We start from the raw sequence: 19694 nt of genomic DNA, 5'->3' as shown, positions 1-19694 counted from the left end.
TCTCGCCGCTGGACGTCCCCCGACCGTGCCCTGGCCGGAACGGTTGGGGGACGTCCTTCGTCCAACCAGGGTGGTGATTTGCGATACCACGGGCGATCGGGGCAGGCTGGGGGCCAGAACGCCCACGGATGGCAAGACCGCTGAAGGAGCCCGACGATGACCGAGAATGACGGCACGCAGGGGCCGCAGCGGCCGTTGCCGGAGGACGAGGCGCAGCCCACGCCGCCGGAGGCGCAGGAGCCTCCCGCCCGGCCGCTCGGCGACCGCACCGTGGTGTTCGGTGCGCCGCAGCTCGGCGGCACCGGAGCGGCCCAGCCCGAACCGCCCGCGCAGCCGGAACGGCCGGCGCAGGAGCCCCGCGACGAAGAGCGGCCGGCGCCGCCTCCGCCCACGATGGTCGAGCAGCCCGTGCAGCAGTTCGGCGAGCAGCCTCCGCCGCCGCCCCCGTCTCCGTTCGGCGGACCGCAGGAGCAGCAGGCCCCGTACGGGCAGCCGCCCGCCGGGCAGATGCCCTACGGCACGCCTCCCGGGCCCGGCGGATTCCCGCCGCCGCAGGAGCAGCAGCAGTACGCGCCTCCCGGAGAGCAGCAGCAGTACGGCCAGCCCCAGCCCGGCTACGGGCAGCAGCCGGAGCAGCCGCCGTACGGTCAGCAGCCGCCAGAGCAGCCCTACGGTCAGCAGCCGCCCGCGTATCCGCAGCAGCCCATGCACGGCTCGCCCCAGGAAACGGCCCAGGAGCCGCTTCCGCAGTACGGTCAGCAGCCGTTCGGTGGCCAGGGCGGCGGAGCGTTCCCTCCTCCGGGCGATCCCGGCGCGACGCAGCCCGCCGGTGAGCAGCAGCCCCCGCAGCCGTCGCAGGGCGAGCAGCCGCAGGACTCCCTGACGGACCGGACGATGATCGTCCCCGGGCCGTCCGACGCGCCGGAGCCCGAGCCGCAGCGGCCCGTCATCGACGACCAGGCGACACTGCACTGGTCGCCCGGCACCGACATCCCGGTCGCCACCGGTCCGGAGCGCAAGCAGGAGCCTCCGTCCGAGCCGTGGCAGACGCCGACGCCGCCGTCCACGCCTGAGCCGTGGTCGCCGGAGACGTCCCAGCCCGGCGGCGCCCAGCAGAGCCAGCCCGGTCAGCAGGGCCAGCCCGGTCAGCAGGGCCTGGACGCCGAGCGGACGATGATGGTCCCGCCGCCCGAGTCCGGCTTCGGCGCCGGTGCGCAGCCGTCCGCCCCGCAGGAGGACCCGTACCGTCCGCACAGCGAGAGCGGTCCGGAGGACGCGCCCGCGACCGAGGTGTTCAACCCGGGCGCCCAGGGCGCCCAGCCCGCCGAGCCGCAGGGCCTGGCCGACCACACCAGGATGGACATCGGCCAGCAGCAGTGGGGCCAGCAGGCACCGCAGCAGCAGCCCCAGCAACAGCAGCCCTACGGCCAGCAGCAGTACGGCGAACAGCAGCAGCCGCAGCAGGGCTACGGTCAGCAGCAGCCTTATGGGCAGCAGCAGGGCTACGGCCAGCAGTACGGCCAGCCGGGCGAGCAGATGGCCCAGGCCCCCGGAGCCCCAGGACAGGCGCCAGGCCAGGGCCAGCAGTACGGCCAGCCAGGCCAGTACGGCCAACAGCAGCCCTATGGCCAGCAGGGGCAGGGGCAGTACGGCCAGCAGCCCGGCTACGGCAGCGGCACCGGAACCGGTGAGGGCAAGGGCAGCAAGAACACGCTCCTGCTCATCGTCGGCGGCATCGTCGCCCTCGTGGTGGTCATCGCCGTCGTCTACCTCGCCTTCCTCCGCTAGGACGGTCCACCCCCAAGACGGACGATCAGGACGAAGGTAAAACCTCGTCCACGTCTTCCCCAACGGCCGTCACCTGGGACACAATGCCGACGGGTTCACCTTTCTCCGAGGCGACCAAACGGCCGATCACACGGCGGACCAAACGGTCGGTCTCGGAGCCGGGAACACCCGTCGGCGGTCCGCCGTTCATACCTACGGGGAGTAGGCTCCCCGAGACCCGAACGAGCCTCCCGGGCTTGCGCCAGAGGGCGGCGCACGGTAGTGCGCCGCCACTTTGCACTTTCGCGCGGGGCTCGGTAACCTCTTCACTTGTGCCCGCACTGCGGGCCGCTGTGCGTGCGCGTCGGAGAGGCCCCCAGGCCAGCCCCAGCGCCGCATCACATGAGGCTCTCTCATCCTCGGTGGGTTTGGTGGTCTAGGGCCGCCCGGGCACGCCGGATGGAAGGGACTCGCTCCCCGGCTTGATTCGGCCCCAAATACGGGCCGGGCGGTCTGTGTCGGTTTCGCGCGGCTGTATTTCCGTGTGGCGGCGACACGCCCGACCGCGTGGGTCGGAGAGGTCGGGAAACCGGCAGGTCACAGCCTCGCCTGAGGTGGTGATTGCAGCAATAGGACTTACCGGCTCGGTACGAGGAAGACGGAGACGCGGTGCCCACGATCCAGCAGCTGGTCCGCAAGGGCCGCCAGGACAAGGTGACCAAGAACAAGACGCCCGCGCTCAAGGGCAGCCCCCAGCGCCGGGGTGTCTGCACGCGCGTCTACACGACGACGCCCAAGAAGCCGAACTCGGCGCTCCGCAAGGTCGCCCGTGTCCGGCTGTCCAGCGGGATCGAGGTCACGGCCTACATCCCCGGCGTCGGCCACAACCTGCAGGAGCACTCGATCGTGCTCGTGCGCGGCGGCCGTGTGAAGGACCTCCCGGGCGTTCGGTACAAGATCATTCGCGGCACGCTGGACACCCAGGGCGTCCGGAACCGCAAGCAAGGCCGCAGCCACTACGGCGCGAAGAAGGAGAAGAGCTGATGCCGCGCAAGGGCCCCGCTGGCAAGCGCCAGCTCATCGCTGACCCGGTTTACAACTCGCCGCTGGTCACCGCGCTCATCAACAAGATTCTCCTGGACGGCAAGCGCTCGATCGCGCAGAACATCGTCTACGACGCCCTCGAAGGCGCCCGCGAGAAGACCGGCAACGACCCGGTCGTCACGCTGAAGCGCGCCCTCGACAACGTCAAGCCGACCCTGGAGGTCCGCAGCCGCCGCGTCGGCGGCGCGACCTACCAGGTCCCCGTCGAGGTGCGGCCGGCCCGCAGCACCACGCTGGCCCTGCGCTGGCTGGTCGTGTACGCCCGGCAGCGCCGCGAGAAGACCATGACCGAGCGGCTCATGAACGAGCTGCTCGACGCGAGCAACGGCCTCGGCGCTTCCGTCAAGAAGCGTGAGGACACGCACAAGATGGCGGAGTCGAACAAGGCCTTCGCCCACTACCGCTGGTAACCCGGCGAACAGCAACGACGAGACGACGCGAAGGACGACAGTGGCTACCAAAACCGGTGTAGACCTGGCCAAGGTCCGCAACATCGGGATCATGGCCCATATCGACGCGGGCAAGACCACGACGACCGAGCGCATCCTCTACTACACGGGGATGAGCTACAAGATCGGCGAGGTCCACGACGGCGCCGCCACCATGGACTGGATGGAGCAGGAGCAGGAGCGGGGGATCACCATCACCTCCGCCGCCACCACCTGCGAGTGGCCCGTCGACGACGTCAAGCACACCATCAACATCATCGACACCCCGGGGCACGTCGACTTCACCATCGAGGTGGAGCGCAACCTGCGGGTGCTCGACGGTGCGGTCGCGGTGTTCGACGGCGTCGCCGGAGTCGAGCCCCAGTCCGAGACGGTGTGGCGCCAGGCCGACCGTTACGGCGTCCCCCGCATGTGCTTCGTCAACAAGCTCGACCGGGTCGGCGCGGAGTTCCACCGCTGCGTCGACATGATCGAGAGCCGTCTCAGCGCGACCCCGCTGGTGCTGCAGCTTCCGATCGGCGCCGAGGCCGACTTCAAGGGCGTGATCGACCTCGTCCGCATGAAGGCCCTCGTGTGGAACGAGGAGGCCAAGCTCGGCGAGATGTACGACACGCTCGACATCCCCGAGACGCACGTCGAGACGGCGCGCGAGTGGCACGACAAGCTGGTCGAGACCCTCGCCGAGAACGACGACGAGATCATGGAGCTGTACCTGGAGGGCAACGAGCCCACCGTCGAGCAGCTCCACGACGGCATCCGCCGCGCGACGATCGCCGCGAAGCTCACCCCGGTGACGTGCGGCACGGCGTTCAAGAACAAGGGCGTGCAGCCGCTGCTGGACGCGATCGTCCGCTACCTGCCGTCGCCGCTGGACGTCGAGGCCATCGAGGGCCACGCCGTCCGCGACGAGGAGAAGACGCTGTCGCGCAAGCCGAGCGAGGAGGAGCCGTTCTCCGCGCTCGCGTTCAAGATCGCGAGCGACCCGCACCTCGGCAAGCTCACCTTCGTGCGCGTCTACTCCGGCGTCATGGAGTCCGGCTCGAACGTGATGAACTCCGTCAAGGAGCGCAAGGAGCGCATCGGCAAGATCTACCGGATGCACGCCAACAAGCGCACCGAGATCGAGCGCGCGGGCGCGGGCGACATCGTCGCGGTGATGGGCCTCAAGCAGACCACCACCGGCGAGACGCTGTCGGACGACAAGAACCCGATCGTGCTGGAGTCGATGAACTTCCCGGCGCCGGTCATCCACGTCGCGATCGAGCCGAAGACCAAGGCCGACCAGCAGAAGCTCGGCACCGCCATCCAGCGGCTCGCCGAGGAGGACCCGTCCTTCCAGGTCCGCACCGACGAGGACACCGGCCAGACCGTCATCTCCGGGATGGGCGAGCTCCACCTGGAGATCCTCGTCGACCGGATGAAGCGCGAGTTCAAGGTCGACGCCAACGTCGGCAAGCCGCAGGTCGCCTACCGCGAGACGATCAGCCGCAAGGTCGAGAAGGTCGAGTACACCCACAAGAAGCAGACGGGCGGCTCGGGCCAGTTCGGCCGCGTGATCATCGACCTGGAGCCGCTCGGCGGCGGGTCCGACGGCTACGAGTTCGAGAACAAGGTCACCGGCGGCCGCATCCCGCGGGAGTACATCCCGTCGGTCGACGCGGGCTGCCAGGAGGCCGCCGAGTTCGGTGTCCTCGCCGGCTACCCGATGGTCGGCGTCAAGGTCACTTTGCAGGACGGCGCCTACCACGAGGTCGACTCCTCGGAGATGGCGTTCAAGGTCGCCGGTTCCATGGCGTTCAAGGAGGCCGCCCGCAAGGCGTCCCCCACGCTGCTGGAGCCGATGATGGCGGTCGAGGTCACCACGCCCGAGGACAACATGGGCGACGTGATCGGCGACCTCAACAGCCGCCGAGGTCAGGTCCAGTCCATGGACGAGCGGCACGGCATGCGCGTCATCAAGGCGCTCGTGCCGCTGTCCGAGATGTTCGGCTACGTGGGTGATCTGCGCAGCAAGACCCAGGGCCGGGCTGTCTTCACGATGCAGTTCGACTCCTATGCCGAGGTTCCGGGGAACGTCGCGCAGGAGATCATCGCCAAGGCACGGGGCGAATGATGAAAAAGCTGCGAAGCCGGCCCGCCGCCGACCACAGCACCCTGTGCGGTGGCATGCGGCGGGCAGGCGAGCAGGTTTTTCATCAGCAATAGAGCGCCGGCCTGCCCACCAGATCACCAGAACGCACATCGAAACGGTCGTCGAGGACGGCCGAGGATCGCAAGCAAGGAGCAACCAGTGGCGAAGGCCAAGTTCGAGCGGACGAAGCCGCACGTGAACATCGGCACCATTGGACACATCGACCACGGTAAGACCACGCTTACCGCGGCGATCACCAAGGTGCTCCACGACAAGTACCCGGACCTCAACCCCTTCACGCCGTTCGAGGACATCGACAAGGCGCCGGAGGAGCGCGAGCGCGGCATCACCATCTCCATCGCGCACGTCGAGTACCAGACCGAGGCCCGGCACTACGCGCACGTGGACTGCCCGGGTCACGCGGACTACATCAAGAACATGATCACCGGTGCGGCGCAGATGGACGGCGCCATCCTGGTGGTCGCCGCCACCGACGGCCCGATGCCGCAGACCAAGGAGCACGTGCTCCTGGCCCGCCAGGTCGGCGTCCCCTACATCGTCGTCGCGCTGAACAAGTGCGACATGGTGGACGACGAGGAGATCCTGGAGCTCGTCGAGCTCGAGGTCCGCGAGCTGCTCACCGAGTACGAGTTCCCGGGCGACGACCTGCCGGTCATCCGCGTCTCCGCCTTCCAGGCCCTGCAGGGCGACGAGAAGTGGTCCAAGTCGATCGGCGAGCTCATGGACGCCGTCGACGAGAACGTGCCCGAGCCGGTCCGCGACGTCGACAAGCCGTTCCTGATGCCGATCGAGGACGTCTTCTCGATCACCGGCCGCGGCACCGTCGTGACCGGTCGCGTCGAGCGCGGTGTCGTGAACGTCAACGAGACCGTCGACATCATCGGCATCAAGAACGAGAAGACCACGACGACCGTCACCGGCGTCGAGATGTTCCGCAAGCTCCTCGACCAGGGCCAGGCGGGCGACAACGTCGGCCTGCTCCTGCGCGGTGTCAAGCGCGAGGAGGTGGAGCGCGGCCAGTGCGTCATCAAGCCGGGCACCACCACCCCGCACACCGAGTTCGAGGCGCAGGTCTACATCCTGTCCAAGGACGAGGGCGGCCGCCACACACCGTTCTTCAACAACTACCGTCCGCAGTTCTACTTCCGGACCACGGACGTGACCGGCGTGGTGAACCTCCCCGAGGGCACCGAGATGGTCATGCCGAGCGACAACACCGAGATGCGCGTCGAGCTGATCCAGCCCGTCGCCATGGAGGAGGGCCTGAAGTTCGCCATCCGCGAGGGTGGCCGGACGGTCGGCTCCGGTCGCGTCACCAAGGTCATCAAGTAGCACCGTCGTAGAGCGGCGGCCCAGCCGTGTCGGTCTGGGGGGACGACCCCCCCAGACCCCCCGGAAGGGCCTTTGGGCCGGGCCGCCGCTCCTACGCCACCGAAGTATCCAGCGGCACTACAGCAAAGGACACCGAGGCCACCATGGCGGGACAGAAGATCCGCATCCGGCTCAAGGCCTACGACCACGAGGTCATCGACACCTCCGCGAAGAAGATCGTTGAGACGGTGACGCGGACGGGCGCCAAGGTCGCGGGCCCGGTGCCGCTGCCGACCGAGAAGAACGTGTACTGCGTCATCCGCTCGCCGCACAAGTACAAGGACAGCCGCGAGCACTTCGAGATGCGCACGCACAAGCGGTTGATCGACATCATCGACCCGACGCCCAAGACGGTGGACTCGCTGATGCGGCTCGACCTTCCGGCCGGCGTCGACATCGAGATCAAGCTCTGAGGGACGCACCGACATGAGTACGCAGAGGAAGGGCGTCCTGGGCGAGAAGCTCGGCATGACCCAGGTCTTCGACGATGAGGGCCGGATCGTTCCGGTGACCGTCGTCCAGGCCGGGCCGTGTGTCGTCACGCAGCTCAAGACCCAGGAGAACGACGGGTACACCGCCGTCCAGATCGGGTTCGGGCAGATCGACCCGCGCAAGGTGAACAAGCCGCGCACGGGTCACTTCGAGAAGGCCGGCGTCACACCGCGCCGCTACATCGTCGAACTGCGCGCTGACGACACCACCGGGTACGAACTCGGCCAGGAGATCACCGCCGACGTCTTCGAGGCCGGCCAGAAGATCGACGTGACCGGCACGAGCAAGGGCAAGGGCACCGCCGGTGTCATGAAGCGCCATGGGTTCAAGGGCCTCGGCGCTTCGCACGGCACCCAGCGCAAGCACCGCTCGCCGGGTTCGATCGGCGGCTGCGCGACCCCCGGTCGCGTCTTCAAGGGCCTCCGCATGGCGGGACGGCACGGCAACGCCCGTACCACCGTGCAGAACCTGACCGTCCACGCCATCGACGCGGAGAAGAACCTGCTGCTGATCAAGGGCGCGGTTCCCGGTCCCAACGGCGGCGTGGTGCTGGTCCGCGACGCGACGAAGGGAGCGGGCAAGTGACCTCCAAGCTCGACATCGATCTGCCCGCCGAGGTCTTCGACGCGAAGACCAACATCCCGCTGATCCACCAGGTCGTGGTGGCTCAGGAGGCGGCGGCGCGGCAGGGCACGCACTCGACCAAGACGCGCGGCGACGTCCGCGGCGGCGGTCGTAAGCCGTACCGGCAGAAGGGCACCGGACGCGCCCGCCAGGGCTCGACCCGCGCTCCGCAGTTCGCCGGCGGCGGCATCGTGCACGGCCCCCAGCCGCGCGACTACTCGCAGAAGACGCCCAAGAAGATGAAGGCGGCGGCGCTTCGCGGCGCCCTGTCCGACCGCGCCCGGTACGGCCGGGTGCACGTGGTCGACCACCTCATCGAGGGCGACACCCCGAAGACGAAGACGGCGCTGAAGGCGCTGCGCGAGGTCACCGAGGCCAAGCGCGTTCTCGTGGTCGTCGACCGCGAGGACGAGCTGACCTGGCGGAGCCTGCGCAACGAGCCCGCCGTGCACGTGCTCGTCTCCGACCAGCTCAACACCTACGACGTGCTGGTGAACCACGATGTCGTCTTCACGAAGGCGGCGTACGACGAGTTCATCTCGCGTGCGGCGAAGAAGTAAGGAGGGTCGCACATGAACAAGATCGCCGACCCCCGCGACATCATCATCGCGCCGGTCGTCTCGGAGAAGAGCTACGGGCTGCTGGACGAGAACAAGTACACGTTCGTCGTCCGCCCGGACGCCAACAAGACCCAGATCAAGCAGGCGGTCGAGGCGGTGTTCGGCGTCAAGGTGACGAGCGTGAACACGCTCAACCGGCAGGGCAAGCGCAAGCGCACCCGGTTCGGCTACGGCAAGCGCAAGGACACCAAGCGCGCCATCGTCAGCCTGGCCGAGGGCGAGCGGATCGACATCTTCGGCGGCCCGGCCTAACCGGCCGGGGCCCGAAGCAGACAAGGGATGAACGAATAAGATGGGCATCCGTAACTACAAGCCGACGACTCCCGGTCGTCGCGGCTCCAGCGTGGCCGACTTCGTCGAGATCACGCGCACCGAGCCCGAGAAGTCGCTGCTGCGTCCGCTCCCCAAGAAGGGCGGCCGCAACAACCACGGCCGCATCACGACCCGGCACCAGGGCGGCGGGCACAAGCGCGCCTACCGGATCATCGACTTCCGGCGGCACGACAAGGACGGCGTCCCGGCGAAGGTCGCGCACATCGAGTACGACCCGAACCGCACCGCCCGGATCGCGCTGCTGCACTACGTGGACGGCGAGAAGCGCTACATCCTCGCCCCGCGCGGCCTGAAGCAGGGCGACCGCGTCGAGAACGGGCCGAGCGCCGACATCAAGCCGGGCAACTGCCTCCCGCTGCGCAACATCCCGACCGGTACCGTCATCCACGCCATCGAGCTCCGGCCCGGCGGCGGCGCCAAGATCGCCCGCAGCGCGGGCGCCGGCGTCCAGCTGCTGGCCAAGGAGGGCAAGTACGCCACGCTGCGCATGCCGTCCGGCGAGATGCGGATGGTGGACGTGCGCTGCCGCGCGACGGTCGGCGAGGTCGGCAACGCCGAGCAGTCGAACATCAACTGGGGCAAGGCTGGCCGCATGCGGTGGAAGGGCAAGCGCCCGACCGTCCGCGGCGTGGCCATGAACCCGATCGACCACCCGCACGGTGGTGGTGAGGGCAAGACCTCCGGTGGCCGGCACCCGGTCAACCCGGCCGGCAAGAAGGAAGGCCGCACTCGCCAGGCGAACAAGTCGAGCGACCGGCTGATCGTCCGTCGTCGCAGCAAGAAGAAGCGGTAGGAGTCGCTCGTCATGCCACGTAGCCTTAAGAAGGGCCCCTTCGTGGACGACCACCTCATGAAGAAGGTGGACGACCAGAACGAGAAGGGCACCAAGAACGTCATCAAGACGTGGTCGCGGCGCTCCATGATCGTGCCGGACATGATCGGTCACACGATCGCCGTGCACGACGGCCGCAAGCACGTCCCGGTGTTCATCACCGACTCCATGGTGGGGCACAAGCTCGGCGAGTTCGCGCCGACGCGCACGTTCCGCAGCCATGTCAAGGAAGACCGCCGCAGCCGTCGCGGCTGAGCAGGCCAGCAGAGAGAGGGAAAGCGATGGAAGCCAGGGCCCAGGCGCGGTTCATCCGCGTCACGCCCAGGAAGGCCCGCCGCGTGGTGGACCTCATCCGCGGCCTCCCGGCCGCGGAGGCTCAGGCGGTGCTGCGGTTCGCCCCCCAGGCTGCGAGTGAGCCGGTGGGCAAGGTGCTGGCGAGCGCCATCGCCAACGCCGAGCACAACTTCAAGCTCGACACCGACACGCTCGTCGTCAGCCGGGCGTACGTGGACGAGGGGCCGACGCTGAAGCGTTTCCGTCCCCGCGCCCAGGGCCGGGCTTACCGCATCAACAAGCGCACGAGCCACATCACCGTGGTCGTGGAGTCGCGGGACGAAGCGTCGTCCGCGTCCGGCGGCGGTAAGAAGACGAGGAGGGCCCGGTAGTGGGTCAGAAGATCAACCCGCACGGGTTCCGGCTCGGTATCACCACCGATCACAAGAGCGTGTGGTTCGCCGACAAGCTCTACAAGGACTACGTCAAGGAAGACGTCCAGATCCGGCGCATGCTGCAGAAGGGCATGGACCGGGCGGGCATCTCCAAGGTGGAGATCGAGCGGACCCGTGACCGTGTCGAGGTCAACATCCACACCGCCCGGCCGGGCATCGTCATCGGCCGCCGCGGCGCGGAGGCCGAGCGCCTGCGCGGCGACCTGGAGAAGCTGACCGGCAAGCAGGTCCGGCTGAACATCCTCGAGGTCAAGAACCCCGAGATCGACGCGCAGCTCGTCGCGCAGGGCGTGGCCGAGCAGCTGTCCAGCCGGGTCGCGTTCCGCCGCGCCATGCGCAAGGCGATCCAGTCCGCGATGAAGTCGGGCGCCAAGGGCATCAAGGTGCAGTGCGGCGGCCGTCTCGGCGGCGCCGAGATGTCGCGGTCGGAGTTCTACCGCGAGGGCCAGGTCCCGCTGCACACGCTGCGCGCCGACATCGACTACGGCTTCTACGAGGCCCGGACGACGTTCGGCCGCATCGGCGTCAAGGTGTGGATCTACAAGGGCGAGGCCGCATCGACGCGCGCCGAGCGCGAGCAGCAGGCCGCGCAGCAGCGCGCCGCGGGTGGCGGCGGTGGCCGTGAGCGTCGCGGCGAGCGTCGCGGCGGTGGCCGCGGCGGCCGTGGCGGACGCGGCGGCGCCGGTGGCGGCGAGCGCGGCGGTGCCGGTGGCGGCGACCGCGGTGGCGCGCCCAAGCAGCAGCAGAGTTCCGAGCAGCAGGCGCCGGCCGCCGAGGCTGCTCCGCAGGGTGAGGGGAGCTGAGTAACCCATGCTGATCCCTCGCAAGGTCAGGCACCGCAAGCAGCACCACCCGAAGCGTCGCGGCATGGCCAAGGGCGGCACGAGGGTGGCGTTCGGCGAGTACGGCATCCAGGCCGTCGAGCCCGCGTACGTGACGAACCGGCAGATCGAGGCCGCGCGTATCGCGATGACCCGGCACATCAAGCGCGGCGGCAAGGTCTGGATCAACATCTTCCCGGACCGTCCGCTGACCAAGAAGCCCGCCGAGACCCGCATGGGCTCCGGCAAGGGCTCCGTGGAGTGGTGGGTCGCCAACGTGAAGCCGGGCCGCGTGCTGTTCGAGATCTCCTACCCGAACGAGCAGATCGCCAGGGAAGCCCTCACGCGCGCGATCCACAAGCTTCCCATGAAGTGCAAGATCGTTAAGCGAGAGGTGGGTGAGTCCTGATGGCCAAGGGTCTTACCGCCGACGACCTGCGGACCGAGCCCGAGGACGTCCTGGTCACCAAGCTCAAGGAGGCCAAGGAGGAGCTGTTCAACCTCCGCTTCCAGGCCGCGACCGGTCAGCTTGAGAGCCACGGGCGGCTCCGCGAGGTCAAGCGCGAGATCGCCCGCATCTACACCGTGATGAGGGAGCGCGAGCTCGGCATCGTCACGGTCGAGGACGCGGAGGAGAGCGAATGACCGAGCAGCAGACAGAGCAGACCGCCGCGCAGCGGAACAGCCGCAAGATCCTTGAGGGTCTCGTGGTCAGCGACAAGATGGACAAGACCGTCGTCGTGTCCGTCGAGGACCGCGTGAAGCACGCCAAGTACCACAAGGTGATCCGCCGCACGAAGAACTACAAGGCGCACGACGAGGCCAACGAGTGTGGCGTCGGCGACCGCGTCCGGCTCATGGAGACCCGCCCGCTGTCGGCCACCAAGCGGTGGCGCGTGGTGGAGATCCTCGAGAAGGCCAAGTAATTACTGGTTCCACCAGGCTGCCGCCGAGACGGCGGCAGAACCGGTGTGACGAACAGGAGTTGACGTGATCCAGCAGGAGTCGCGACTCAAGGTCGCCGACAACACGGGTGCGAAGGAGATCCTTTGCATCCGGGTTCTCGGCGGCTCGGGTCGGCGCTACGCGGGAGTCGGCGACATCATCGTCGCGACGGTGAAGGACGCCCTTCCCGGCGCGGGCGTGAAGAAGGGTGACGTCGTCAAGGCGGTCGTCGTGCGCACCCGCAAGGAGCGCCGGCGCCCGGACGGCTCCTACATCCGCTTCGACGAGAACGCCGCAGTGCTCATTAGGGACGGCGGCGACCCCCGCGGCACCCGAATCTTCGGCCCGGTGGGCCGCGAACTGCGCGAGAAGAAGTTCATGCGCATCATCTCGCTCGCGCCGGAGGTGCTCTGATGAAGATCCGCAAGGGCGACGAGGTGATTGTCCTCGCCGGCAAGGACAAGGGCGCGACGGGCAAGGTCCTGCGCACCATCCCCCGCGAGGAGCGGGTGGTCGTCGAGGGCGTCAACCTCATCACCAAGAACATCAAGGCCGACGCGCAGCGGGCCGGCAAGGAGAGCGGCCGCGTCACGGTCGAGGCGCCGCTGCACGTCAGCAACGTCGCGATCGTGGAGGACGGCAAGCCGGTCCGGGTCGGATACCGCATCGACGAGAACGAGGACGGCACCACGACCAAGGTCCGGGTCTCGCGGCGCAGCGGTAAGGAGATCTGAGACCGATGACCGACACCGTCACCGAGACGCAGACCGACGCGCGTCCCGTCCCGCCGCCGCGGCTCAAGGTCCGCTACCGCGAGGAGATCGCGGGGCAGATGCGGGAGCAGTTCGGCTACGAGAACGTCATGCAGATCCCCACCCTCACCAAGATCGTGGTGAACATGGGGGTCGGCGACGCGGCCAAGGACGCCAAGCTGATCGAGGGCGCGATCCGCGACCTGGCGCTGATCACCGGCCAGAAGCCGGCCGTGAACCGGGCCCGCAAGTCCATCGCGCAGTTCAAGCTGCGCGAGGGCATGCCGATCGGCGCGCACGCCACGCTGCGCGGCGACCGCATGTGGGAGTTCCTGGACCGGCTGCTCGCGACGGCGCTGCCCCGCATCCGCGACTTCCGCGGCCTGTCGCCGAGGCAGTTCGACGGCAACGGCAACTACACGTTCGGGCTGACCGAGCAGGTCATGTTCCACGAGGTCGACCCCGACAAGGTCGACCGGCAGCGCGGCATGGACATCACGGTCGTGACGACCGCGAAGACCGACGACGAGGGCCGGGCGCTGCTGAGGCTCCTCGGTTTCCCGTTCAAGGAGAACTGAGCACATGGCGAAGAAGTCGATGATCGCCAAGGCGGCGCGGAAGCCGAAGTTCGGCGTCCGCGCGTACACTCGATGCTCGCGCTGCGGGCGTCCGCGCTCCGTCTACCGGAAGTTCGGCCTGTGCCGCGTCTGCTTCCGGGAGATGGCCCACCGCGGCGAGCTGCCCGGCATCACGAAGTCCAGCTGGTGACCGCGTCCCGGGGCGCGCCCCGGGACGGGCGGGAAACCGGCCTGATAATGACCGACCGGGCGTCCGCGAGGACGCCCACGACCGCGCCAAAGGTCCACGGGCGCATCAGTCCAAGGAAACCGTGGCGAGGGAGGGCCAGTAGGCCATGACGATGACCGACCCGATCGCAGACATGCTGACGCGTCTGCGGAACGCGAATTCGGCGTACCACGACCAGGTGGCGATGCCGTACTCGAAGATCAAGGCGCACATCGCCGAGATCCTCCAGCAGGAGGGCTACATCTCGGGCTGGAGCGTGGAGGACGCCGAGGTCGGCAAGAAGCTCAACATCGAGCTCAAGTTCGGGCCGACCCGGGAGCGTTCGATCGCCGGCATCAAGCGCGTCTCGAAGCCGGGTCTGCGCGTGTACGCGAAGAAGGACAACCTGCCCAAGGTCCTCGGCGGGCTGGGCGTCGCGATCATCTCGACGTCCTCCGGCCTGATGACCGACCGGCAGGCGGGCAAGCGCGGCGTGGGCGGCGAAGTCCTCGCCTACGTGTGGTGAGGGGGGTTCTGACCAATGTCTCGAATCGGACGTAGCCCCATCGCCGTGCCCGGCAACGTCGAGGTCAAGCTCGACGGCCGGGAGGTCACCGTCAAGGGGCCGAAGGGCACGCTGTCGCACACGGTCGCCGAGCCCATCGAGGTCAAGCAGGAGGACGGCAAGATCGTCGTCTCCCGGCCGAACGACGTCAACAAGGTGCGCGGCCTGCACGGGCTCACCCGGACGCTGATCAACAACATGGTCGTCGGGGTGACCGACGGCTACAAGAAGACCCTGGTCATCCAGGGCGTCGGGTACCGCGTGGTGGCGAAGGGCAAGAACCTGGAGTTCTCGCTCGGATACAGCCACCCGATCACCGTCGAGCCGCCCGAGGGCATCAGCTTCACGGTGGAGCGTCCGACCCAGCTGGTCGTCGAGGGCATCGACAAGCAGAAGGTCGGCGAGGTCGCCGCCAACATCCGCAAGCTGCGCAAGCCCGACCCGTACAAGGGCAAGGGCGTGCGGTACGAGGGCGAGCAGATCCGCCGCAAGGTCGGAAAGGCTGGTAAGTAGTCATGGCAGGCACCAAGACCCTGGCCGGCAAGGCCACGTCGGCGCGGGCCAAGGCCCGCAGGCGCCGGCACATCCGGGTCCGCAAGAAGGTCCTCGGCACCGCCGAGCGTCCTCGCCTGGTCGTGACCCGCTCCAGCCGGCACGTGTTCGTCCAGGTCATCGACGACGACAAGGGCCACACGCTGGCCAGCGCGTCCACCATGGAGGCGGACCTGCGCGCCGACTCCGGCGACAAGACCGCCAAGTCCCGCAAGGTCGGCGAGCTCGTCGCCGCGCGGGCCAAGCAGGCCGGCGTCGCCGCGGTCGTCTTCGACCGGGGCGGCAACAAGTACCACGGCCGCATCGCCGCAGTCGCGGACGGTGCGCGCGAGGGGGGCCTCCAGCTGTGACGACCGTCCTCCAGCCCCCACCCACCACCTACAAAGGACGAGCTTCGCTCGCACCCCTTGTGAACGAGAGGAACCACTGATGGCAGCGCAGAGGCGTGGCGGCGGTCAGGGTGGCGACCGTCGCGATCGCCGCGACGACCGCCGCGGTGGCGCCGACAAGGGCCAGTCGTACATCGAGAAGGTCGTGGCGATCAACCGCGTCGCCAAGGTCGTCAAGGGCGGGCGTCGCTTCAGCTTCACCGCCCTGGTGATCGTCGGTGACGGCAACGGCACCGTCGGCGTCGGCTACGGCAAGGCCAAGGAGGTGCCCGCGGCGATCGCCAAGGGCGTCGAGGAGGCCAAGAAGCACTTCTTCAAGGTCCCGCGGATCCAGGGCACCATCCCGCACCTGGTGCAGGCGCGGGACGCGGCGGGCGAGGTCCTGCTGCGTCCGGCGAGCCCCGGCACCGGCGTGATCGCGGGCGGCCCGGTGCGCGCGGTGCTGGAGTGCGCCGGCATCCACGACGTGCTGAGCAAGTCGCTGGGCAGCGACAACGCGATCAACATCGTGCACGCCACGATCGCGGGTCTGAAGGCACTGAAGCGTCCCGAGGAGATCGCGGCCAAGCGCGGCCTGCCGATCGAGGACGTCGCCCCCGCGGCGATGCTGCGGGCCCGCGCCGCGGGCAGCGAGCCCAGGGCGGAGGCCGCGACCTCATGACCCAGTTGAAGATCACGCAGACCAAGTCGGTGATCAGCGAGAAGCAGAACCAGCGTGAGACGCTGCGCACCCTCGGCCTGAAGAAGATCGGGCAGAGCGTGGTCCGCGAGGACCGCCCCGAGGTGCTCGGCATGATCCGGACGGTGGCGCACCTGGTCACCGTCGAGGAGGTCGACTGAGATGGCTGATCTCTCCAAGGACGCCCCCGAGGCCGAGGACACCGCCGCGGGCACTCCGCTGCAGGTGCACGATCTGCGTCCGGCCCCGGGTTCGAACCGCCGCAAGGTCCGCAAGGGCCGCGGCGAGGCGTCCAAGGGCAAGACCGCGGGCCGCGGCACCAAGGGCACCAAGGCCCGCGGCACCGTGCCGGTCGGTTTCGAGGGCGGCCAGATGCCGCTGATCCGCCGGGTGCCGAAGCTCAAGGGCTTCAAGAACCCGAACCGGGTCGAGTTCCAGGTCGTGAACCTGGACAAGCTCGCCGCGCTCTACCCCGAGGGCGGCGAGGTCACGGCGGACGATCTGGCGGCCAGGGGCGCGGTGCGCCGCGGCCGTCCGGTCAAGGTCCTCGGCACCGGCGAGATCTCCGTCGCGGTTCAGGTGAAGGCGCACGCCTTCTCCGGCACCGCGAAGGAAAAGATCGCCGCGGCCGGTGGAACCGCCGACGAGCTGTAAGAAGGACCACGTCAGATGCCGGGGCCGCTCTCGCCAAGCGCCCGGGGCCGCAAGGCCGCCGGGACTGGTGGGACGGCCCCGGTCGCTTCTGCTGTTAGAGTCACACCGGCGGCGTTCCGCGTGAGATTGCACACTCCCGCCTCTCACCCGGTATTCTCCGCCCGACGTCATGGACCTGTAACCGGCCCCTCGGCGGCCATGAATTCGCCAGTCACGCAGGAGGAATGGTGCTGACCGCTTTCGCTCGGGCTTTCCGTACGCCTGACCTGCGTAAAAAGCTTTTGTTCACGTTGTTCATCATCTTGGTGTTCCGGCTGGGGTCGATCATCCCGACGCCGAACGTGAACGTGAAGGTGCTGAAGGAGACCGCCGACGCGGCCAAGGAGAGCAACAACCTCTACGGCCTCGTCGACCTGTTCAGCGGCGGCGCGCTGCTGAAGTTGTCGATCTTCGCGCTGGGCATCATGCCGTACATCACGGCGAGCATCATCCTGCAGTTGCTGACGGTGGTGATCCCGCGGCTGGAGGCCCTCAAGAAGGAGGGCCAGGCCGGCACGACGAAGATCACCCAGTACACCCGTTACCTGACGGTCGGGCTGGCGATCCTGCAGGCCACCGGAATCGTCGCGATGGCGAGCACCGGGCAGCTGTTCCAGGGCATCTCCGGGAGCGGCGACATCCTGTACGAGACGGGCGTCTTCCCGATCATCACGATGGTGATCTGCATGGTCGCGGGCACGTCGGTCATCATGTGGCTGGGCGAGCTGATCACCGACCGCGGCGTCGGCAACGGCATGTCACTGCTGATCTTCACCCAGGTCGTCGCGGTCTTCCCGGCCCAGTTCTGGAGCATCTACAAGGCCAAGAACGGCTTCGTCTTCGCGGTGGTGCTGCTCGTCGGCCTCGCGATCATGGCGGGCGTGGTGTTCGTCGAGCAGGCCCAGCGGCGCATCCCCGTCCAGTACGCCAAGCGCATGGTCGGCCGCCGCATGTACGGCGGGACGTCCACCTACATCCCGCTCAAGGTGAACCAGGCCGGCATCATCCCGATCATCTTCGCGTCGTCGCTGCTCTACCTGCCGGTCCTCGCGACCCAGCTGTGGCCCGACACGAAGTGGTTGCAGAAGGTACAGCCCTACCTGCAGCAGGACAACCCATGGCACATGGGGATCTTCTTCGTCTTCATCATCTTCTTCACCTACTTCTACGTGGCGATCACGTTCAACCCCACTGAAGTGGCCGACAACATGAAGAAGTATGGTGGATTCATCCCAGGTATCCGTCCTGGTCGGCCGACCGCCGAGTACCTCGACTTCGTGCTGACCCGGATCACCACACCCGGTGCGCTTTACCTGGGGCTCGTGTCACTGATCCCCATGGTGGCGTTCGCACTCCTGAACGCGACCCAGGAGTTCCCCTTCGGCGGCGCGAGCATCCTCATCATCGTCGGCGTCGGACTGGATACCGTGAAGCAGATCGAGAGTCAGCTCCAGCAACGCAACTACGAGGGCTTCCTTCGGTAGATGCGTATCGTCCTGGTGGGCCCCCCGGGTGCGGGCAAGGGGACGCAGGCCCAGTTCATCGCATCGCATCTGTCCATCCCGAAGATCTCGACAGGTGACATCTTCCGCGCCAACGTGAGCGGCGGTACGGAGCTCGGCCGGCAGGCCAAGCAGTACATGGACCGCGGCGACCTGGTGCCCGACGAGGTCACGATCGCGATGGTGCGCGACCGGCTCGCCGAGGACGACGCCCGCGACGGGTTCCTGCTGGACGGGTTCCCGCGCAACGTCCCGCAGGCGGAGACGCTGAAGAAGATCCTCGCCGAGTGGGACGCCAGGCTCGACATCGTGCTCGAGCTGGTCGTCGACGAGGACGAGGTCGTCCGGCGGCTTTCGGGCCGCCGGACCTGCGACCGGTGCGGGCGGATCTGGCACGTCGACTTCGACGACAAGCAGGACGACATCTGCGACGACTGCGGCGGCCACCTCTTCCAGCGCGACGACGACAAGGAACAGGTGGTCATGCACCGCCTGGAGGTCTACAAGCACGACACGGCCCCGCTCGTGCAGTTCTACGCCGACGAGAACATCCTCGTCGGCATCGACGCGACGGGCCCGGTCGAAGAGGTCACCAAGCGCGCCCTGACAGCGCTGCGCCCCTTGGAGAAGTGACGGGCCTGCCAGAGCGGTGCCAGGGCCGATGAGAAGTGGCGGGCCCTGCAGGGGGAGAGATGTTCAAACGGCGCAGGCTCGAGATCCAGCTGAAGACCGCGGAGCAGATCGAGCTGATGCGCGCGGCCGGGCTCCTGGTCGGCCGCACGCTGGAGCTGCTCCGCGACGCCGTGCGGCCGGGGATCACCACCCTCGACCTTGACGAGCTCGCCGAGCGGCACATCCGCGACAACGGCGGCGTCCCGTCGTTCAAGGGCTACCACGGCTTCACCGGGACGATCTGCGCGTCCGTCAACGAGGAGATCGTGCACGGCATCCCGCGGCCCGGGAAGGTGCTCGCGGACGGCGACATCGTCTCCATCGACTGCGGCGCGATCGTGGACGGCTGGCACGGCGACGCGGCGATCACCGTCCCCGTCGGGGAGATCACCGCGGAGCGCCGGCGGCTCCTGGAGGTGACCGAGGCGTCCCTGTGGCACGGTCTCGCGGCCGGGAAGGCCGGGGCCAGGCTCACCGACATGTCGCACGCGATCGAGTCTCACATCCGCTCTCAGGGCGCCTACGGCATCGTCGAGGGCTACGGCGGGCACGGCATCGGCACCGAGATGCACATGGACCCGCTCATCCCGAACCACGGGCCGCCCGGGCACGGACCCGTCCTGGAGCCCGGGATGTGCTTCGCGGTCGAGCCGATGGTGAACCTCGGCGCCAAGGACACCGTGGAGCTGGACGACGGCTGGACGGTCGTCACCGTCGACGGCCGCGCGTCGGCGCACTTCGAGCACACGTTCGCGGTCACGCCGGACGGCCCGCGCGTCCTGACGGCGCTGGACGAGGGCGAGGAATGGCTCGGCAGGCTCGGCGTCGTCCAGAATGAAACCGAGACCTCGTCCTGACGAGCGGAG

29 protein-coding genes are annotated in these 19694 nt (G+C 68.4%); all 29 read left to right on the top strand.

The window, feature by feature from the left end:
- Nucleotides 1-156: 156 nt before the first annotated feature.
- Nucleotides 157-1788 carry a hypothetical protein gene (locus E1287_RS02675; protein ID WP_131963177.1) on the top strand — a complete coding sequence of 544 codons (1632 nt, stop codon included), beginning with the start codon at nt 157-159 and terminating at the stop codon, nt 1786-1788.
- Nucleotides 1789-2436: 648 nt separating this feature from the next.
- Nucleotides 2437-2811 (top strand): 30S ribosomal protein S12, encoded by a 375-nt coding sequence (gene rpsL, locus E1287_RS02670; RefSeq protein ID WP_117398359.1) that lies wholly within the window; start codon nt 2437-2439, stop codon nt 2809-2811.
- Nucleotides 2811-3281: a 30S ribosomal protein S7 gene (rpsG, locus tag E1287_RS02665; RefSeq protein ID WP_131963176.1), complete on the top strand. Its 471-nt coding sequence runs from the start codon at nt 2811-2813 to the stop codon at nt 3279-3281. The genes rpsL and rpsG overlap by 1 nt, the downstream gene beginning before the upstream one ends.
- Nucleotides 3282-3321: 40 nt before the next feature.
- On the top strand, nt 3322-5433 hold the full coding sequence (fusA, locus tag E1287_RS02660) for an elongation factor G (protein ID WP_131963175.1): 2112 nt from the start codon (nt 3322-3324) through the stop codon (nt 5431-5433).
- A gap of 177 nt (nt 5434-5610) precedes the next feature.
- Entirely contained in the window at nt 5611-6804 is a 1194-nt protein-coding gene (gene tuf, locus E1287_RS02655) for an elongation factor Tu (RefSeq protein ID WP_131963174.1), read from the top strand.
- Nucleotides 6805-6947: 143 nt separating this feature from the next.
- The gene (gene rpsJ / locus E1287_RS02650; RefSeq protein ID WP_018657599.1) at nt 6948-7256 is read left to right on the top strand and encodes a 30S ribosomal protein S10; all 309 of its coding nucleotides are present in this window, start codon (nt 6948-6950) and stop codon (nt 7254-7256) included.
- Nucleotides 7257-7269: 13 nt separating this feature from the next.
- A complete protein-coding gene (gene rplC, locus E1287_RS02645; RefSeq protein WP_131963173.1) occupies nt 7270-7920 on the top strand; it encodes a 50S ribosomal protein L3 in 651 nt (216 codons plus the stop codon).
- Nucleotides 7917-8519 carry a 50S ribosomal protein L4 gene (gene rplD / locus E1287_RS02640; RefSeq protein WP_131963172.1) on the top strand — a complete coding sequence of 201 codons (603 nt, stop codon included), beginning with the start codon at nt 7917-7919 and terminating at the stop codon, nt 8517-8519. The genes rplC and rplD overlap by 4 nt, the downstream gene beginning before the upstream one ends.
- 12 nt (nt 8520-8531) lie before the next feature.
- On the top strand, nt 8532-8831 hold the full coding sequence (gene rplW, locus E1287_RS02635; protein ID WP_131890072.1) for a 50S ribosomal protein L23: 300 nt from the start codon (nt 8532-8534) through the stop codon (nt 8829-8831).
- 40 nt (nt 8832-8871) lie between these two features.
- On the top strand, nt 8872-9705 hold the full coding sequence (gene rplB / locus E1287_RS02630) for a 50S ribosomal protein L2 (RefSeq protein WP_131963171.1): 834 nt from the start codon (nt 8872-8874) through the stop codon (nt 9703-9705).
- Nucleotides 9706-9717: 12 nt separating this feature from the next.
- Nucleotides 9718-9999, top strand: a complete 282-nt coding sequence (rpsS, locus tag E1287_RS02625) for a 30S ribosomal protein S19 (RefSeq protein WP_131963170.1) — start codon at nt 9718-9720, stop codon at nt 9997-9999.
- Between the two features lie 26 nt (nt 10000-10025).
- The gene (rplV, locus tag E1287_RS02620) at nt 10026-10409 is read left to right on the top strand and encodes a 50S ribosomal protein L22 (protein WP_131963169.1); all 384 of its coding nucleotides are present in this window, start codon (nt 10026-10028) and stop codon (nt 10407-10409) included.
- Entirely contained in the window at nt 10409-11275 is an 867-nt protein-coding gene (gene rpsC, locus E1287_RS02615) for a 30S ribosomal protein S3 (protein WP_131963168.1), read from the top strand. The genes rplV and rpsC overlap by 1 nt, the downstream gene beginning before the upstream one ends.
- 7 nt (nt 11276-11282) lie before the next feature.
- The gene (gene rplP / locus E1287_RS02610; RefSeq protein WP_131963166.1) at nt 11283-11702 is read left to right on the top strand and encodes a 50S ribosomal protein L16; all 420 of its coding nucleotides are present in this window, start codon (nt 11283-11285) and stop codon (nt 11700-11702) included.
- Nucleotides 11702-11938 (top strand): 50S ribosomal protein L29, encoded by a 237-nt coding sequence (gene rpmC, locus E1287_RS02605; RefSeq protein WP_131963164.1) that lies wholly within the window; start codon nt 11702-11704, stop codon nt 11936-11938. Before rplP ends, rpmC begins: the two co-directional genes overlap by 1 nt.
- Nucleotides 11935-12219 carry a 30S ribosomal protein S17 gene (rpsQ, locus tag E1287_RS02600; RefSeq protein WP_131963162.1) on the top strand — a complete coding sequence of 95 codons (285 nt, stop codon included), beginning with the start codon at nt 11935-11937 and terminating at the stop codon, nt 12217-12219. Before rpmC ends, rpsQ begins: the two co-directional genes overlap by 4 nt.
- A 64-nt stretch (nt 12220-12283) precedes the next feature.
- Nucleotides 12284-12652, top strand: a complete 369-nt coding sequence (gene rplN, locus E1287_RS02595) for a 50S ribosomal protein L14 (protein ID WP_067629407.1) — start codon at nt 12284-12286, stop codon at nt 12650-12652.
- Entirely contained in the window at nt 12652-12972 is a 321-nt protein-coding gene (gene rplX / locus E1287_RS02590) for a 50S ribosomal protein L24 (RefSeq protein WP_131963160.1), read from the top strand. Before rplN ends, rplX begins: the two co-directional genes overlap by 1 nt.
- Before the next feature lie 5 nt (nt 12973-12977).
- Nucleotides 12978-13568, top strand: coding sequence for a 50S ribosomal protein L5 (gene rplE / locus E1287_RS02585; protein WP_131963158.1), 591 nt, complete (start codon nt 12978-12980; stop codon nt 13566-13568).
- Nucleotides 13569-13572: 4 nt separating this feature from the next.
- Entirely contained in the window at nt 13573-13758 is a 186-nt protein-coding gene (locus tag E1287_RS02580; protein ID WP_131963156.1) for a type Z 30S ribosomal protein S14, read from the top strand.
- Between the two features lie 145 nt (nt 13759-13903).
- Entirely contained in the window at nt 13904-14302 is a 399-nt protein-coding gene (gene rpsH, locus E1287_RS02575; protein ID WP_067454634.1) for a 30S ribosomal protein S8, read from the top strand.
- A gap of 15 nt (nt 14303-14317) precedes the next feature.
- Nucleotides 14318-14854 carry a 50S ribosomal protein L6 gene (gene rplF, locus E1287_RS02570; protein ID WP_131963154.1) on the top strand — a complete coding sequence of 179 codons (537 nt, stop codon included), beginning with the start codon at nt 14318-14320 and terminating at the stop codon, nt 14852-14854.
- 2 nt (nt 14855-14856) lie between these two features.
- A complete protein-coding gene (gene rplR, locus E1287_RS02565) occupies nt 14857-15243 on the top strand; it encodes a 50S ribosomal protein L18 (RefSeq protein ID WP_131963152.1) in 387 nt (128 codons plus the stop codon).
- A 76-nt stretch (nt 15244-15319) separates the two neighbouring features.
- Nucleotides 15320-15943, top strand: a complete 624-nt coding sequence (gene rpsE, locus E1287_RS02560; protein WP_121434531.1) for a 30S ribosomal protein S5 — start codon at nt 15320-15322, stop codon at nt 15941-15943.
- Nucleotides 15940-16122, top strand: a complete 183-nt coding sequence (rpmD, locus tag E1287_RS02555) for a 50S ribosomal protein L30 (RefSeq protein WP_131963150.1) — start codon at nt 15940-15942, stop codon at nt 16120-16122. Before rpsE ends, rpmD begins: the two co-directional genes overlap by 4 nt.
- Before the next feature lies 1 nt (nt 16123).
- Nucleotides 16124-16615 (top strand): 50S ribosomal protein L15, encoded by a 492-nt coding sequence (gene rplO / locus E1287_RS02550; RefSeq protein ID WP_131963148.1) that lies wholly within the window; start codon nt 16124-16126, stop codon nt 16613-16615.
- Between the two features lie 227 nt (nt 16616-16842).
- On the top strand, nt 16843-18138 hold the full coding sequence (gene secY, locus E1287_RS02540) for a preprotein translocase subunit SecY (protein WP_131963237.1): 1296 nt from the start codon (nt 16843-16845) through the stop codon (nt 18136-18138).
- Nucleotides 18139-18789, top strand: a complete 651-nt coding sequence (locus tag E1287_RS02535; protein ID WP_131963144.1) for an adenylate kinase — start codon at nt 18139-18141, stop codon at nt 18787-18789.
- Between the two features lie 59 nt (nt 18790-18848).
- Complete coding sequence (gene map / locus E1287_RS02530) at nt 18849-19685, top strand: type I methionyl aminopeptidase (protein WP_131963142.1); 837 nt, start codon at nt 18849-18851, stop codon at nt 19683-19685.
- Nucleotides 19686-19694 lie beyond the last annotated feature (9 nt).

This window comes from Actinomadura sp. KC06, from assembly GCF_004348735.1.
In the GTDB taxonomy this organism is placed as follows: domain Bacteria; phylum Actinomycetota; class Actinomycetes; order Streptosporangiales; family Streptosporangiaceae; genus Spirillospora.
The sequence above is the reverse complement of the archived record's forward strand: the minus strand, read 5'-3'. Positions and strand labels throughout refer to the sequence as shown.